The 16234-nt window shown below is 74.9% G+C and carries 8 protein-coding genes; 4 read left to right on the top strand and 4 right to left on the bottom strand.

What is annotated here, in order from left to right; genetic code table 11:
• On the top strand, positions 1 to 908 hold a 908-nt coding region (locus ACIGFK_RS41815), incomplete at its 5' end, for a beta-ketoacyl reductase (RefSeq protein WP_376662441.1).
• Between the two features lie 113 nt (positions 909 to 1021).
• Complete coding sequence (locus tag ACIGFK_RS41810; protein WP_376662442.1) at positions 1022 to 2488, top strand: FAD-dependent monooxygenase; 1467 nt, start codon at positions 1022 to 1024, stop codon at positions 2486 to 2488.
• A gap of 96 nt (positions 2489 to 2584) precedes the next feature.
• On the opposite strand, the gene ACIGFK_RS41805 is transcribed toward ACIGFK_RS41810, so the two are convergent.
• On the bottom strand, positions 2585 to 2824 hold the full coding sequence (locus ACIGFK_RS41805) for a phosphopantetheine-binding protein (protein ID WP_376662160.1): 240 nt from the start codon (positions 2822 to 2824) through the stop codon (positions 2585 to 2587).
• 36 nt (positions 2825 to 2860) lie between these two features.
• A complete protein-coding gene (locus tag ACIGFK_RS41800; protein ID WP_376662159.1) occupies positions 2861 to 3889 on the bottom strand; it encodes a ketoacyl-ACP synthase III family protein in 1029 nt (342 codons plus the stop codon).
• A 99-nt stretch (positions 3890 to 3988) separates the two neighbouring features.
• Here ACIGFK_RS41800 and ACIGFK_RS41795 point away from each other — a divergent pair, with 99 nt between their 5' ends.
• The gene (locus ACIGFK_RS41795) at positions 3989 to 4612 is read left to right on the top strand and encodes a TetR/AcrR family transcriptional regulator (RefSeq protein ID WP_400056069.1); all 624 of its coding nucleotides are present in this window, start codon (positions 3989 to 3991) and stop codon (positions 4610 to 4612) included.
• 104 nt (positions 4613 to 4716) lie between these two features.
• Positions 4717 to 5922: a cytochrome P450 gene (locus ACIGFK_RS41790; RefSeq protein WP_376662157.1), complete on the top strand. Its 1206-nt coding sequence runs from the start codon at positions 4717 to 4719 to the stop codon at positions 5920 to 5922.
• Between the two features lie 177 nt (positions 5923 to 6099).
• Here ACIGFK_RS41790 and ACIGFK_RS41785 read toward each other — a convergent pair whose 3' ends face one another.
• Together ACIGFK_RS41785 and ACIGFK_RS41780 are read right to left on the bottom strand one after the other, a co-directional pair.
• Positions 6100 to 7713, bottom strand: a complete 1614-nt coding sequence (locus ACIGFK_RS41785; protein ID WP_376662156.1) for a DHA2 family efflux MFS transporter permease subunit — start codon at positions 7711 to 7713, stop codon at positions 6100 to 6102.
• A gap of 103 nt (positions 7714 to 7816) precedes the next feature.
• Complete coding sequence (locus ACIGFK_RS41780) at positions 7817 to 16213, bottom strand: type I polyketide synthase (protein WP_400056067.1); 8397 nt, start codon at positions 16211 to 16213, stop codon at positions 7817 to 7819.
• Positions 16214 to 16234: the final 21 nt, after the last annotated feature.

Here is a 16234-nt window from a genome sequence, read left to right as displayed (position 1 = left end):
ACTACGCCGCCGCCAACACCTACCTCGACGCCCTCGCCCACCACCGCCACACCCAAGGCCTCCCCGCCACCTCCCTCGCCTGGGGACTCTGGGGCGAGGCGAGCACGATGACGGGGCACCTGGACGAGACGGCGCTGGGCCGGCTGGCCCGCACGGGTGTGGTCGCGCTGAGCTCCGCCGAGGGCCTGGCCCGCTTCGATGCGGCGCTCGGGCTGCGCCAGCCCGTCGCCGTGGCCATGGGGCTCAACCCGGCGGCGCTCGCCGAGCGGGCCCGGGCGGGGCTGCTGGACCCGCTGTTCGGCTCCCTCGTACGGCAGGCGCGTCCGCGCCCGGTGGCGCGTGCGGCGAGCGGTCCGGCGGCCGGTGCGGGCGGCGGCGCGTCGCTGGCCGAGCGGCTGGCCCCGCTGTCGGCCGAGGAGCGGCGCAAGCGGCTGGCGGAGCTGGTCGGCGAGCACGTCGCGGCGGTGCTGGGCCACTCGTCGGCGGACAGCATCGGCGCGGACCGGCTGTTCCAGACGCTCGGCTTCGACTCGCTGTCCGCCGTCGAGCTGCGCAACCGGCTCGGCGCGGCGACCGGACAGCGGCTCTCCCCGACGCTGATCTTCGACCACCCGACCCCCGGTGCGCTGACCGCGCACCTGGACGAGCTGCTCGCTCCGGCGGAGCGGGACGTGTTCGCGGGGATCACCGCCGAACTGGACGCGCTCCAGGACGTGCTGGGCTCCGCCGAGACGTCCCCGGCCGCGGTGGGCCGGCTCACCGTCCGGCTCCAGGACCTGCTACTGCGGCTGGAGGAGCACGGCGGGCCGGGGTCCGCGGGCGCGGACGAGGACTCCGCCGAGCGGATCTCCGCCGCGACGGACGACGAGATCTTCGACCTCATCGACAACGAGCTCGGCATCGCCTGAGCCAGCCGGCCCCGCGCCGCGTACGAGCACCACGCACCGGCACAGGCACCAGCACCAGCACCAGCACCAGCACCAGCACCGCGCACGACACCAGACACCGGAGGCAACAGGACATGTCCGATCCCGTCATCATCGCGGGCGGCGGGCCCGCAGGGCTGATGCTCGCCCACGAGCTCGGTCTGTGGGGCGTCGACAGCATCGTGCTGGAGCAGCTCGACTCCCGCAGCGGCCGGTCGGTGGGCCAGGCCGTCAACACCACCGCCGTCGAGCTGCTGGACCAGCGCGGCCTCCTGGAGGGTCTGCGCGAGCACACCACCCCCGTCCAGGGCACCCACTTCTCCCTGCTCTGGCTCGACATGGCCCCGCTCGAAGGGCGCCACCAGCCGGCGCTGCTGCTCGCGCAGGAGTACCTGGAGGCGGAGCTGGAGCGGCAGGCGCTCAAGCGCGGTGCGGACGTCCGGTACGGGCACGCGCTGGCGGGCTGGTCCCAGGACGAGTCCGGGGTGAGCGTCACGGTCCGCGACGGGGAGCGGACGTACGAGCTGCGCGGCAGCTATCTGGTGGGCGCGGACGGCGAGAACAGCCTGGTCCGCGAGCTGGCCGGGATCTCCTTCCCGGGCACGGGCCCGGCCAGTTGCGGCCTGGTCGCGGACGTGGAGATCGACATCCAGGACCTGCCGGAGATCCACCGGGGTGCGCGGTTCTGCCCGGTGGGCGGGCTGTACTCGTCGGTGCCGGTGTCGCCGGGGGTCACCCGGGTGATCACCGCCGAGTTCGACACGGCCCTGCCGGGCCCGTCGCTGGAGCCGAGCGCGGCCGAGCTGCGCGGGAGCGTGGAGCGGCTCAACGAGACCCCGTTCCCCGATGTCCCGGTGCGCTGGATCCGCCGGTACGGGGGCCCGTCGCGGGTCGCGGAGACGTACCAGGACGAGCGGGTGTTCCTGGTGGGTGACGCGGCGCACACCTTCTACCCGCTGGCCGGGCTGCGGATGAACCTGGTCCTGCAGGACGCGGTCAACCTGGGCTGGAAGCTCGCGGCGGACGTGCTGGGCTGGGCGCCGGCCGATCTGCTCGACACGTACACGGCGGAGCGGCGCCCGCAGGGCCTGCGCGCGGCCGGGGCGACCGACACCCAGCTGGCGCTGATCCACCCGGTGGAGAAGGTGGCTCCGGTGCGGGCGCTGGTGACGGAGCTGCTGAAGTTCCCGGACGCCAACCGCTACCTGCTGGAGCTGTCCACGGGCCTGGACGTGAGCTACGCGCCGGAGGGCGCGGCGGCGCCGGTGGGGCGCCGGCTGCCGCACGTGGCGCTGGCGACGCCGTCCGGGTCGAGCAGTGTGGCCTCGATGCTGCACGCCGGCCGCGGGGTGTTCCTGGACCTGACGGGCGGCGGGGGCGGCGCGGACCCGGTGGCGGCGTGGGCGGACCGCGTCGAGCGGGTGGTGGCGGAGCCGGTCGCGGAGATCGGCGCGTCCGCGGTGCTGGTGCGGCCGGACGGGCACGTGGCGTGGGCCGGGGAGCCGGGCGACGCCTCGCTCCGTCCGGTGCTGGAGCAGTGGTTCGGGACCGCGCGCGGCTGAACCGGCGGGACCGGCGGGACCGGCAGTACGACGGGACACGGCGAAGGGCCGGGGCGGTCGCCCCGGCCCTTCGCCGTGTCCCGTGCTCGCCGGCGGTCAGGAGAGCTGTCGTACCCAGGCGGCCACGGTGGGCTCGCCCGCGAGGTCCTTGAAGGAGGCGGTCAGGCCGGCGCGCCGCCAGCCGTTGATGAGCTGCATGATGTGCAGCGACTTGAGGCCGAGGGCGATGAGGTTGGCGTCGTCGGCGATGTCGCGGGCGTGGAAGCCGATGAGTTCGGCGACGGCTTCGCGGATCTCGTCGGCGGTGGGCGCCGCGGTGGCGGTGGTCCGGCTCATGTGTGCGGGCTCTCTTCTCTCGGGTCGGGTGCGGGCCTACGGAATGTCGGTGATCTCCAGCACGGCGCAGCCGACCTCCATGCCGACGGCCGCGGCGAGCAGCAGGACGTGGTCGCCGGGGCGCAGTGCGCCGGAGGCCAGGAGGTGTTCGAGGCCGATGATCTGGTCGGTGCCGCCGGAGTGGCCGACGCGGCGGTTGAACTCCCACGTGCCGCGGGATTCCTCGATGCCCAGCGGGTCGAGGAAGCCGTTCTTGATCTGGTCGAAGGCGACGGCGCTGTGCGCGACGCGCGTGATGTCGTCGAGGGTGCGGCCGGCGTCGGCGAGGGCGGCCGCGACGGTCTCGTTCACGATGTCGCCGAGGTGGAAGACGGGCGGGGCCACGCCCTGGGCCCACTGGGCGCGGATGTGGTCGGTGCGGGCCTCCAGGTCGAGGGGGTGGCCCAGGGTGATGCCCGGCGGGAAGAGCGGGTCGCCGCCGCGGTGCAGGACCTCGGCCTCGGGGATGGAGACGGAGGCGACGGACAGCAGCTTGGCGAAGCCCTCGCGGCGGGAGAGGACGACGGCGGATCCGGCGTCGCCGAGGACGTAGTTGGAGCTGACGCGCCAGCGGTCCAGGCCGGGCGTGGAGAAGTTGTCGCCGGCGGTGACGAGGACGGCGGGTCCGGCGGCCGGGTCGGCGGTCAGCATGTTGGCGGCGAACCGCAGCGAGGTGATCATGCCGAGGCAGCCCTGGCGGAGCTCCATGGCGGGCACGGGCCGGTCCACGGTGTTGTGCAGGATGTAGTGGGGCGCGGACCAGATGTCGGGGCCCTGGTGGAAGACCGGGGTGTGGATGAGCGCGGCGATCTCGTCGGGTTCGTGGCCGGAGCGCTTGAGTGCGTCGCGGGCGGCGGCGATCGCCATGTCGGGGGCGGGCACGTCCCCGGCGACCGCGACGGAGATCATGCCGCTGGACGCGCGCAGGGTCTCGTCGTACCGGCCGTCCGCGATGGCCTCGTCGACGCCGACCCGGTCGGGTATCCAACTGCCGATCCCCGCGAGGTACACGTTGTCCACTTTCATGCTGTGCGCCCGCTTTCAGAAGAGCCGATGAGGGTACGGGGCACCTTCCCAGGGGATGCTTGTGCGGCTCTTTGGTGGCGCTTGCAGCATGATGTGGGCGTGGGGCTGCGGGAGATGAAGAAACTCAAGGTCAGGCAGGCGATCCAGCGGGAGACGCTGCGCCTGTTCGAGGAGCGCGGGTACCGGGAGACGACGGTCGAGGAGATCGCCGCCGCGGCGGAGGTGTCGACCACGACGTTCTACCGCTACTACTCCTCCAAGGAGGACGTGATCCTGTCCGGGGTGCACGAGCGCGGCCCGGCCGGGAGCCCGGCCGCCGAGGGCCCGGCCGCCCCGCTGCACTTCGCGGGCGGCGGCCTGCCGGAGGGCGGTTCGCTGCTGGCCGGGCTGCGGGTGATGCTGGACGGAGTACGGGCGAGCGGGGCCTTCGACGAGGACCGGGCCGAGCTGCTGGCCCGGCTGCGGATGATCAACCAGGTGCCGGAGCTGCGGGCGCTGAACGCGCAGCGCACCCAGGAGGGTCTGCGGGAGCTGGCGCGGATGCTGGCGGGGCCCGAGGGGGCGGACGGCTACGAGACCCGGGTGCTGGCGGCGGCGATCGGCGGGGCGGTGGCCGAAACCCTGCGGTTCTGGGTGGACCAGGACGGCGAGCCGGATCTGGCCGCTCTCTTCGACCGGACCTTGGAACTGCTGGCTCCGGCGGTGGGGCGGGCACCGCGCTGAACGGCCCGCCGGACGGCTCCACTTGACGGTTTAAGGCTGCTTTAGACGCTGCTCCTAGCCTTCGGCGACGACGGGCGTAACGCCACACACCGAGGAGCACGATCGTGACCCAAGTCCAGGAACTGCCGCGCCTTCCCTTCGACCGTGATCCCGACGATGTCAACGGCATCGCCCCGAAGTTCCGCTCGCTGCGCACCGACTCCCCGGTGGTCCGCGTGACGACGTCGGCCGGTGACGAGGCCTGGCTCGTCACCCGCTACGGCGAGGTCAAGCAGCTCCTCAACGACTCCCGGCTGGGTCGTTCGCACCACGCGCCGGAGACCGCCTCGCGCGTCGCCAACGCTGCCGTGCTGACGGGCCCGCTCGGCAAGCCCGAGGACGAGGTGCCCACGCGCACGAAGCTGCGCCGGCTGCTGGCGCCCGCGTTCTCGGCGCGCCGGGTGCAGAAGCTCCAGGGCGGCGTGCAGCAGCTGATCGACCAGCTGCTGGACGACCTGGAGAAGGGCCCGAAGCCCGGCGACTTCCACGAGGCGCTGTCCTTCCCGCTGCCCGTGCTGGTCATCTGCCAGCTGCTGGGCGTGCCGGGCGAGGACCGCGAGGAGTTCCGCCGGATGTCGGCGGGCGCCACCAGCCTGACGGACGTGGAGGCGGCGAAGGCCTCCTGGGCCGAGCTGCACAACTACATGCACAGCCTCATCGAGGTGAAGCGGAGGACCCCGGGCGAGGACGTGTTCTCGGACCTGGTCGCCGTGCAGGAGAAGGAGGGCCTGGAGGACAACGAGATCGCGCGGATGGCCGCCGGTCTGCTGTTCGCCGGGCACGAGACCACGGTGACCCGGCTGGACCTGGGCACGCTGCTGCTGCTCACCCACCCCGAGGAGCGCAAGAAGCTCCAGGCCGACCCGCAGGGTCTGGTGCAGGGCGCGGTCGAGGAGATCCTGCGGATGGCGGCGCCGTCCACGCAGGACGTGCTGCCCCGCTACACGCACGACGACATCGAGATCGCCGGCACCAAGATCGCCAAGGGTGACCTGGTGATGCTGGCCTTCACGGCCACCAACCGCGACCCCGACATCTTCTCGGACCCGAACGTCTTCGACATCACCCGGGACAGCACCCAGCACCTGGCCTTCGGCCACGGTCCGCGCTTCTGCCTCGGGTCGGGTCTGGCCCGCCTGGAGCTCCAGGCGCTGTTCTCCACGCTGTTCGTCCGCTTCCCGGACCTGCAGCTGGCGGTGGACCCGGCGGAGCTGCAGTTCCGCGACGACACCCTGACGGGCGGCCTGGCCTCGCTGCCGGTCACCTGGTAGCCCGTACGCCCGTACGCCCGTACGCGCAGACGACGAAGGAGCGGCGCGCCCCCGAGGGGGTGTGCCGCTCCTTCGTGTCCGGACGTGCACCTGAGGCGTCCTGGACGTGCTCCGGCCCCCGCGACGGGGGATGACACGGGGGCCGGAAGTCGGTGCGGGTGGAGCAGGTCGAGCGGTTCAGCGGGCCGGTGAGGCCTGCGCCGCCGCCGGCGCGCTCGCGGCGGCGGCCTCGGCGGCCTTCTTGACCGCCAGGTGGTTCTTGGCGGCCAGGCAGAGCAGCAGGGAGCCGGCGACCGCGCCGAGCGGCAGGATCAGCGTGCTGTGCATGGTGGTGACGAACCCGTGGGAGTAGACCGCCTGGGCCGCGTCGGCGAGCTGCCGGGCGGTCTGCCCGGGCAGACCCGCGGCGAGCTCCTTGAGGATGCCGGCGTCGGGGCTCGCGCCGTGGGAGAAGGCGGCGACGAAGCCGTCGCGGCTCTGGGCGGGCAGGTCTCCGGAGCGGGTGGCGGCCTCCTCGTGCAGGGTGGTGGCGAGCCGGCTCTGCAGCACGGCGCCGACGACGGACGCGCCGAGGACCGAACCGATCTGCCGGATGGTGTTGTTGACGCCGGAGGCGGCGCCGGCCAGCTGCGGCGGTACGTTGCGCATCGCCTCGGTGGCCATCGGCGCGAGCAGGCAGCCCGTGCCCAGGCCCACGACGGCCATCGGCAGCGTGAAGGTGTACCAGCGGCTGTCGACCGCGGCGAGGGCGAGCACCAGCGAGATGCCGATGCCGTAGACGGCGAGGCCGAACAGCAGCACGTACTTGCCGCCGATCTTGTCGGACATCCGGCCCGCGAACGGGGCGGTGATCATCGACAGCAGCGGCGAGGGCGCGAGGGTCAGACCCGCCTGCATGGCGGACATGCCGAGCACCGACTGCAGGTAGATGTTCATCGGCAGGACCAGGCCGAGCAGGGCCATCGAGATGAGCGCGACGATCACGGTCATCACGGTGAAGTTCCGGTCGCGGAAGAGCGCGAAGGGGACGAGCGGCTCGTCCTCCTGCTTGCGGCGCTGGTAGAGCACGAACACGCCGAGCAGGGCCACGCCGCCGGCGATCAGCGCCACGATGCCCGCGTTCCAGTCGTAGCGCTCGCCCTCCTGGAGGCCGAAGCTCAGGCAGAACAGTGCGGCGGTGGCGATGAGGACGCCCACGACGTCGAACTTGTGGGCGCGGGCCGGGCGGATGTCGGGCACGAGCGTGAAGGTCAGCGCGAGCACGGCGATGCCGACGGGCACGTTGATGAAGAAGATCCAGCGCCAGCCGACGGTGCTGACGATCAGGCCGCCGAGCGTCGGGCCGGAGATGGTGGCGACACCGGCGATGGAACCCCATACGCCCATGGCCGCGCCGCGCCGGTCCGCCGGGAACACGGCGACGATCATCACCATCGTCTGCGGCACCATCATGGCCGCGCCCAGGCCCTGCACCGCCCGGGTGGCGATGAGCATGCCGGGGCCGGCGGCGAGGCCGCAGGCGATGCTGGCCAGGGTGAACAGCACGACGCCCGCGGCGAAGAGGGTGCGCGGGCCGCGCAGGTCACCGAGGCGGCCGAAGGTGATCAGGGTGACGGCGAGGACGAGCGCGTAGGCACTGACCACCCACAGGGCCTCGTCGAGGGAGGAGCCGAGTCTCTCCATCATGTCGGGGATCGCGATGTTCACGATCGTCAGGTCCAGCAGCGTCATGAAAAACCCGAGACCGAGCGTCGCCAAGACCGCCCACGGGTTCCCGCGCAACTTGCTCACGGATACTCCTCGTCCTTCCACCGAAGTGGCTCGCCATAAAATCTGGGACACTGACCCGAAATTGTCAATGACCCATGAATCAGGGCCTGTTGGGGCCCACCGGTCACAAACCGAGCTCCTCGTCCAGCGCGGAGAACAGTTCGTCGTCGGAGATGTCCGCCAGCCCGTCGTCATCGGACGGCCCGGCGGCGCTGTCGGCGGCGGCCTGCCACCTGCGCAGCATTTCGCGCAGCCGGCTCCCCGCCCGGTCGTGGTCCTCCGTCCCGGCCTCGGCTGCGGCGAGCGCCGCCTCCAGCCGGTCGAGTTCCCGGTCGAGGCCGCCCGTTCCGGGGGCCTCCGGCACGAGCCGGCCCAGCAGTTCGCCGGTGAGGGCCTCGGCCGTCGGGTGGTCGAAGACGAGGGTGGCCGACAGGCGCAGCCCGGTGGCCGCGGTCAGCCGGTCGCGCAGTTCGACCGAGGTCAGCGAGTCGAAGCCGAGCTCCTGCAGGCTGCGGCCGGGGTCGACCCGCCGGTGGTCCGTGTGGCCCAGCACGCCGGCGACCTCGCCGCGTACGAGGTCCAGTACGAGGGCGGTGCGCTCCTCGGCGCCGAGTGCGGCCAGCCGGTCCGCCAGCGCGGGCGCCTCGGCCGTGCCGCCGGTCCCGGCCGCGGCGGCGCCGCGCCGGGCGGGGGTGCGGACGAGGCCGCGCAGCGGCGCGGGCAGCGTGCCCGCCCCGGCCTGGGCCCGCAGGGCGGCGGGATCCAGCCGGACCGGGACCAGCGCCGGCTGCGAGCGGGCGGCCAGGGCCGCGTCCAGCAGGGCCAGGCCCTGCTCGGCGGCCATCGGGGCGAGGCCGCTGCGGGCGAGGCGCGCGCGGTCGGCGGCGCCGAGCTCCTCGGCCATGCCGGCCCCGTCGCCGCCCCACAGGCCCCAGGCCAGGGACAGGGCGGGCAGCCCGGCCGCGTGGCGCTCGTGGGCGAAGGCGTCCAGGAAGGCGTTGGCGGCCGCGTAGTTGGCCTGCCCCGCGGTGCCGAGCGAGGCGGCGATCGAGGAGAAGACGACGAACGAGTCGAGGCCCGCGTCCCGGGTCAGCTCGTGCAGGTTCCACACGGCGTCGGCCTTGGGCCGCAGCACGGTGTCGAACCGCTCCGGGGTCAGCCCGGTCAGCACCCCGTCGTCCAGCACGCCCGCGGTGTGCACGACCGAGGTCAGCGGATGCGCGGCGGGGACCCCGGCCAGCAGCGCCGCGAGGGCTTCGCGGTCGGCGACGTCGCAGGCGGCGAAGGTGGCCTCGGCGCCCAGCTCCCGAAGCTCCGCACCCAGTTCGGCCGCACCGGGCGCACCGGCGCCCCGGCGGCTCGCGAGCAGCAGGTGCCGCACCCCGTACGCGGTGACCAGGTGCCGGGCGACCAGGCCGCCCAGGAACCCGCCGGCGCCGGTGAGCAGCACCGTCCCGCCGTCCCGGAAGGCCGGGCCCTGCTCCTCGTCCGGCCGGGCCGGGGTCAGGCGCGGGGCGTGGGCGGTTCCCGCGCGCAGCGCCAGCTGGGGCTCGCCCTGCTCCACGGCGTACCGGGCCGCGGCGGGGACGGCGGCCGCGGAGGCCGGGTCCTCGTCGAGGTCCAGGACGACGATGCGTCCGGGGTGTTCGGCCTGGGCGGAGCGCAGCAGGCCGAGGACGGCGGCGGCCACCGGGTCGGGTGCGCCGGAGCCGTCGACGGGTGCGGCGCCCTCGGTGAGCAGCACGAGGCGGCTGTCGGCGAGCGCCTCCTCGGCCAGCCAGCCCTGGAGGAGCCGCAGCAGTCCGCCGATGGCCTCGCGGGCCTGCTCCGGCGGGGTCGCGGCCAGCGCGGACGGGTCCTCGACGAGCGCCTCGGGCGGTACGACGGCCAGCGCGACGGCGTCGGCGACGGCGAAGCGGGGCACGGGTGCCCCCGACCGGGCGGCCTCGGTCAGCGCGGCGAGTCCGCAGTACCGTGCGGCGCCCGCCGGTACGGCGGTCACCGCGAGCGCGGGCCCGAGCAGCGCCCAGTCCGCGGCGGCGGCAGTGTCGTCCGCGCCGTCCTGGGGGACCGCCAGCGGCACCCAGTCGAGGCGCAGCAGGCCGCCTTCCGCCCCCTGGGTCCCCTGCGCGGCCGCGGCCAGGGCGCCTTCGGGGAGCTGTCGTACGGCGAGGGCGTCGACCGTGGCGACCGCCCGGCCCGCGGGGTCGGCGAGGTCGAGGCGGTAGGTGCCCCCGGCGCCGGTGGGGGCGACGCGGACGCGGAGCGCGCCCGCTCCGGTGGCGTGCAGGCGGACCCCGCTCCACTGGAAGGGGACGTGGATCCGGTCGGCGCCGTCGTCCTCGCCCGTGCCGCCGAGCGCGAGGGTGCGCAGGGCGGAGTCGAGCAGGGCGGGGTGCAGGCCGAAGCCCTCCTCCTCGGTGCCGGTTCCTTCGGGCAGCCGCACGTCGAGGTAGTGCACGTCGCCCTGGCGCCAGGCGGCGGCCAGGCCCTGGAAGGCGGGGCCGTAGCCGAGCCCGGCGTCCACGAGCCGGTCGGCGAGCGCGTCGACGTCCACGGGTTCCGCATCGGCCGGGGGCCAGGCCCCGGCCCAGGGTGCGGCGGGCGGAGCCGCTGCCGGGCCGGCCGCGAGGATGCCGGTGGCGTGCCGGGTCCACGTCCCGCCGTCGGTGCCGGTGTGGACGGCGAAGGCGTACCGGCCGCTGCCGTCCCCGGTGTCGGTGACCCGGACCTGCATCCGCAGTGCGGCGCGCTCCGGGAGCACCAGCGGGGCCTCCAGGCTGAGTTCCTCGACGGTGTCGCAGCCCACCTGGTCCCCGGCCCGTACGGCGATGTCGGCGAAGGCGGCGCCGGGCAGCAGGACCGAGCCCGCCACGACGTGGTCGCCGAGCCACGGGTGGTCGGCGAGCGCGATCCGGCCGGTGAGCACCGCGCCCTGGCCGTCGGCGAGTTCGACGGCCGCGCCCAGCAGCGGGTGGCCGACGTGCTCCTGGCCGGCGGTGGCCGCGTCCTGGGCCGGGGCGGGGGTGTCCAGCCAGTAGCGGGTCCGCTGGAAGGCGTACGTCGGGAGGTCCACGGAGCGCGCGGCGGGGAGCAGCGGCGTCCAGTCCACGTCGGTGCCCCGCGTCCAGGCCGTACCGAGCGCGGTCAGGAAGACCCGTCCCTCGGGCTGTCCGGCGCGCAGGGCCGGTGCCGCGGCGACGTCCTGCAGGGCTCCGCGGACCATGGCCGTCAGGACGGGGTCCGGGCCGAGCTCCACGTAGGTGGTGACGCCCTGCTCGTGGAGGGTGCGCACGCCGTCGTGGAAGCGGACGGCGGCCCGGATGTGCCGGGCCCAGTAGCCGGGGTCGGTCAGTTCGCCGGGGGCGGCGACGCGTCCGGTGATGTTGGAGACGACGGGGATCGCCGGCTCCCGGAGGTCCAGGGTCGCGGTGACGGCCTCGAACTCGGCGAGGACGCCGTCCATGTGCGGCGAGTGGAAGGCGTGCGAGACGGTGAGCTGGCGGGCCTTGACGCCCTGGGAGCGGAAGTGCTCGGCGACCTCGTGCGCTGCGTCCGCGTCGCCGGAGACCACCACCGAGTCGGGCCCGTTGACGGCGGCCAGGCTGAGGCGGCCCGCGTGCCGCTCCAGGTGGGGAAGTACGTCGGCCTCGGCGGCCCGGATCGCGATCATCGCGCCGCCCGCCCGCGCCGCCTGCATGAGCCGGCCGCGGGCCGCGACCAGGGTGCAGGCGTCGGCGAGGCTCAGGACGCCCGCGGCGTGCGCGGCGGCGACCTCGCCGACGGAGTGGCCGATGAGCAGGGCCGGGGTGAGGCCGGCGTGCTCGGCGAGCCGGAACAGCGCGGTCTCCAGGGCGAAGAGCGCGGCCTGGGTGTAGACCGTCTGGTCCAGCAGGTCGGCCTCGGGGCTGTCGGGGGCCGCGAAGACGAGTTCCTTCAGGGAGCGCCCGAGTGCGGGGTCGAGGTGGGCGCACACCGCGTCGAAGGCTTCGGCGAAGACGGGGAAGGACTCGTACAGGTCGCGTCCCATGCCGGGCCGCTGGCTGCCCTGCCCGGTGAACATCACGGCGGTCCGCGGGGCGGAGCCCACGGTGCCGCGCACGACGGCGGGCGAGTCGGTGCCCGCGGCGAGGGCGGCCAGCGCCTGGGTGAGCTCGGCCCGGTCGGCGCCCGCGACCACCGCGCGGTGCTCGAAGCGGGCGCGGGTGGTGGCGAGCGCCAGCGCGACGTCCGCCGGCGCCGGTTCCGCGGCAGCCACGTGGTCGCGGAGGCGGGCGGCCTGGTCGCGCAGCGCCTCCTCGGTGCGGGCGGACAGCAGCCACGGCACGGGCCCCGCGGCGGCGTCCTCCGGTGCGTCGGGGGCGGGGGCCTGCGGCGCCTGCTCCAGGATCAGGTGCGCGTTGGTGCCGGAGATGCCGAAGGAGGACACGGCCGCGCGGCGCGGTCGGCCCGCCGGCTCCCACGGCTGCTCCTCGGTCAGCAGCTCCACCGTCCCCGCGGACCAGTCCACGTGCGGGGTCGGCGCGTCCACGTGCAGGGTCCTGGGCAGGATCCCGTTGCGCATCGCCATGATCATCTTGATCACGCCGGCCACGCCGGAGGCGGCCTGCGCGTGTCCGATGTTGGACTTGAACGAGCCCAGCCACAGCGGCTGTTCGGGGCTGTGCTGCTCGCCGTAGGTGGCGAGCAGCGCCTGCGCCTCGATCGGGTCGCCGAGCGTGGTGCCGGTTCCGTGCGCCTCCACGGCGTCCACGTCGGCGCCGGTCAGCCCGGCGTCCTGCAGGGCCTGGCGGATCACCCGCTGCTGGGCGGGGCCGTTGGGGGCCGTCAGGCCGTTGCTCGCACCGTCCTGGTTGACGGCGCTGCCGCGGATCACGGCGAGGACCTCGTGCCCGTTGGCCTGCGCGTCGGAGAGCCGCTCCAGGAGCACCAGGCCGACGCCCTCGGCCCAGCCCGTCCCGTTGGACTGCGCGGCGAAGGCCTTGCAGCGGCCGTCGGGCGACAGAGCGCGCTGCCGGCTGAACTCCAGGTAGGTGGTGGGCGTCGCCATGAGCGTGACACCGCCCGCGAGGGCCATCGAGCACTCGCCGCTCCGCAGCGCCCGGGTGGCCAGGTGCAGGGCCACGAGCGAGGAGGAGCAGGCCGTGTCCACGGTGATGGCGGGGCCCTCGAGCCCGAAGGTGTAGGAGACCCGGCCGGAGGCGACGCTGCCCATGCTGCCGTTGCCGAGGTAGCCCTCGTATCCGGCGGGCGCGGGCTGGAGCCTCGAGGCGTAGTCGTTGTACATGACGCCCGCGAAGACGCCGGTGCGGCTGCCGCGCACGTCGGCCGGGTCGATCCCGGCCCGCTCGAAGGCCTCCCACGCCGTCTCCAGCAGCAGGCGCTGCTGCGGGTCGGTGGCCAGGGCCTCGCGGGGGCTGATGCCGAAGAACTCGGCGTCGAAGTCCTCCGCGCCGTGCAGGAATCCGCCCTGCGTGGAGTACGTACGGCCGACCGCGTCCGGGTCCGGGTCGTACAGCTTCTCCTCGTCCCAGCCGCGGGAGGCCGGGAAGGAGCCGACGGCGTCGATCCCGTCCGCGACCAGCCGCCACAGGTCCTCGGGGGACTCGATGCCGCCGGGGTAGCGGCAGCTCATCGCGACGACGGCGATCGGCTCGTCGTCACCGGCCACGTGAGTGGTGACGGCCGTGCTCGCGGGAGCGCTCGCGCCGACGGCCCGCTCCAGCAGGTAGCCGGCGACGGCGCGGGGCGTCGGGAAGTCGAAGACGAGGGTCGCGGGCAGGGTCAGACCGGTGGCTGCGCCGAGCCGGTTGCGCAGCTCCACGGAGGCCAGCGAGTCGAACCCGAAGTCCTTGAACGGCCGCTGCTCCTCGACCGATTCCGGCGAGCCGTGTCCCAGTACGGTCGCCACGTTGGCCCGTACGACGTCGGCGACGGCCGCGGCCCGCCCGTCTTCGGGCAGCGCGGCGATCCGCTCGGCCCAGGCCCCGGCCGGCGCGCCGCCCGGGGCGGCGGCCGCCCGGCGCGCGGGCACGCGCACCAGGGAGCGGAGCAGCGCCGGGAGCCCGCCCGCCGCCGCCTGCTTGCGCAGCGCGGCCGGGTCGAGGCGAGCGGGGACGGTCGCGGGACGCCCGGTGGCCAGCGCGGCGTCGAACAGCGCGAGCCCCTCCGCGGTGCCCAGCGCGGCGATGCCGCCGCGGGTCATCCGGGCCAGGTCGGAGCCGCTGAGGTGCCCGGTCAGCCCCGAGGCCTGGCCCCACAGGCCCCAGGCCAGCGAGGCGGCCGGGAGCCCGAGCGCGTGCCGGTGGGTGGCGAGACCGTCGAGGAGGCCGTTGGCGGCGGTGTAGTTGCCCTGGCCCGGGTTGCCGAGGGTGGCGGTGACGGAGGAGAAGAGGACGAAGGCGGAAAGGTCCGCGTCCCGGGTCAGCTCGTGCAGGTGCCAGGCGGCATCGGCCTTGGGGCGCAGTACGGAATCCAGCCGCTCGGGGGTGAGCGCGGTGACCGTGCCGTCGTCGAGGGCACCGGCCGTGTGGACGACGGCGGTCAGCGGATGCGCGGCGGGGACCCCGGCGAGCAGTGCCGCGAGGGCTTCGCGGTCGGCGACGTCGCAGGCGGCGAAGGTGGCCTCGGCGCCCAGCTCCCGCAGCTCCGCACCCAGTTCGGCCGCACCGGGCGCACCGGCGCCCCGGCGACTCGCGAGCAGCAGGTGCCGCACCCCGTACGCGGTGACCAGGTGCCGGGCGAAGAGCCCGCCGAGCGTCCCGGAGGCCCCGGTGACCAGTACGGTCCCGGCCGGGTCGAGGGAGATGTCCGCAGCCGGCGTGCCCGCACGGACCAGGCGCGGGGCGAGGACCGCCCGGCCGCGCAGCGCCAGCTGCGGCTCGGAAAGGGTGCCGGACAGGGCGCGCAGCAGGGCGCCGGCATCGTCGCCGCCGCTCGGGTCCAGGTCGACGAGGGCGAAGCGGCCCGGCTCCTCGGCCTGCGCGGTGCGCAGCAGCCCCCAGACGGCGGCGCCCGCGAGGTCCGGCACGTCCTCGCCGTCGTACGGGGCGACCGCACCCCGCGTGGCGAAGACCAGCCGGGTGCCGGCGAGGCCGTCCTCGGCGAGCCACTCCTGCACCGCGGCCAGCGCCCGGCCGACGGCCCTTCGGATCCGCTCGGGCAGCGGGTCCCCGTCCTCCGCGGCAGCCCCGGAGACCGGGAACACCACGGACTCGGGCGCGGGCGAGCCCTGCCGTACGGCGGCCAGCAGCGCGGCCGTATCGGTGTGGACCGCGGCACCGAGCGCCGCGGCGAGCGCACGGTCGGCAGCGGAACCGCCGAGCACGGCGGTCCTCGCCTCGCCCTCCGCCTCGGGAAGAACCGCCTCGGCCCATTCGACGACGTACGGGACGGCGCTCTCGGCGGCGGCCTGCGCCAGTCCGCCCGCCGGCACCTCGCGCAGGGCGAGGGAGGCGACGGAGGCGACGGGCTGCCCGGTGGCGTCGGTGATGTCGAGGGCGATGCTGTCGGCGCCGACGGGGCTGATCCGGACCCGTACGCTCGTCGCACCGGTCGCGTGGAGCCGTACCCCGGACCAGACGAACGGCAGCCGGGGCGCGGGCAGTTCGGCGCCCGGGGTCAGCAGACCGGTGTGCAGGGTGGCGTCGAGCAGCGCCGGGTGGATCCCGAAACCGTCGACCTCACCCTGCTGCCCCTCGGCCAGGGCGACCTCGGCGAACACCTCGTCACCGAGCCGCCAGGCGGCCCGGACGCCCTGGAACACCGGCCCGTACTCGTACCCGGCCGCGGCCAGCGCCTCGTAGAGACCCGCGGTGTCGGTCCGCGTCGCCCCGGCCGGCGGCCAGGGCGCACCGGGTGCCGCGCCCCGGGGCGCGGCGTCGGCAGCGGACGAGAGGACACCGGACGCGTGGCCGGTCCACGCGGACTCCTCGCCCTCGGGCCGCGAGTACACGGCGACCGCACGGCGACCGTCCTCCTCGGCCTCGACCACGACCTGCAGGAGCACCGCCCCGTTCGCGTCGAACAGCAGCGGGGCCTGGAGGGTGAGCTCCTCGAGCACCTCGCAGCCGGTCTCGTACCCGGCCCGGAGGGAGAGCTCGACGAACGCGGTGCCGGGCAGCAGGACCGTGCCCGAGACGGCGTGATCCGCGAGCCACGGGTGCGACTTCAACGAGAGCCGCCCGGACAGCACCGCGGACCCACTGCCGGCCACCTTGGTCACCGCTCCGAGCAACGGGTGCTCGGCGTCGCTGAGACCGGCCATCGCGACATCGCCGGTGGTCTTGACGGGGTCGAGCCAGTAGCGGGTGCGCTGGAAGGCGTAGGTGGGCAGGTCGACGGGCTTGTCCGAAGCGGGCAGGGCGATCGCCCAGTCGACATCGACGCCGTGGGCCCAGGCCTGCCCGAGGGAGAGCAGGAACCGCTCCAGCCCGCCCTCGTCCCGGCGCAGCGACGGCACCGCCATCGCCGTCATGGCGTCGGCGGCCTCGAAGGTCTCCTGAAGCCCGATGGTCAGCACCGGATGCGCACTGGCCTCGAT

The sequence above is a fragment of the Streptomyces sp. NPDC085524 genome, assembly GCF_044541755.1.
In the GTDB taxonomy this organism is placed as follows: domain Bacteria; phylum Actinomycetota; class Actinomycetes; order Streptomycetales; family Streptomycetaceae; genus Streptomyces.
The sequence above is the reverse complement of the archived record's forward strand: the minus strand, read 5'-3'. Positions and strand labels throughout refer to the sequence as shown.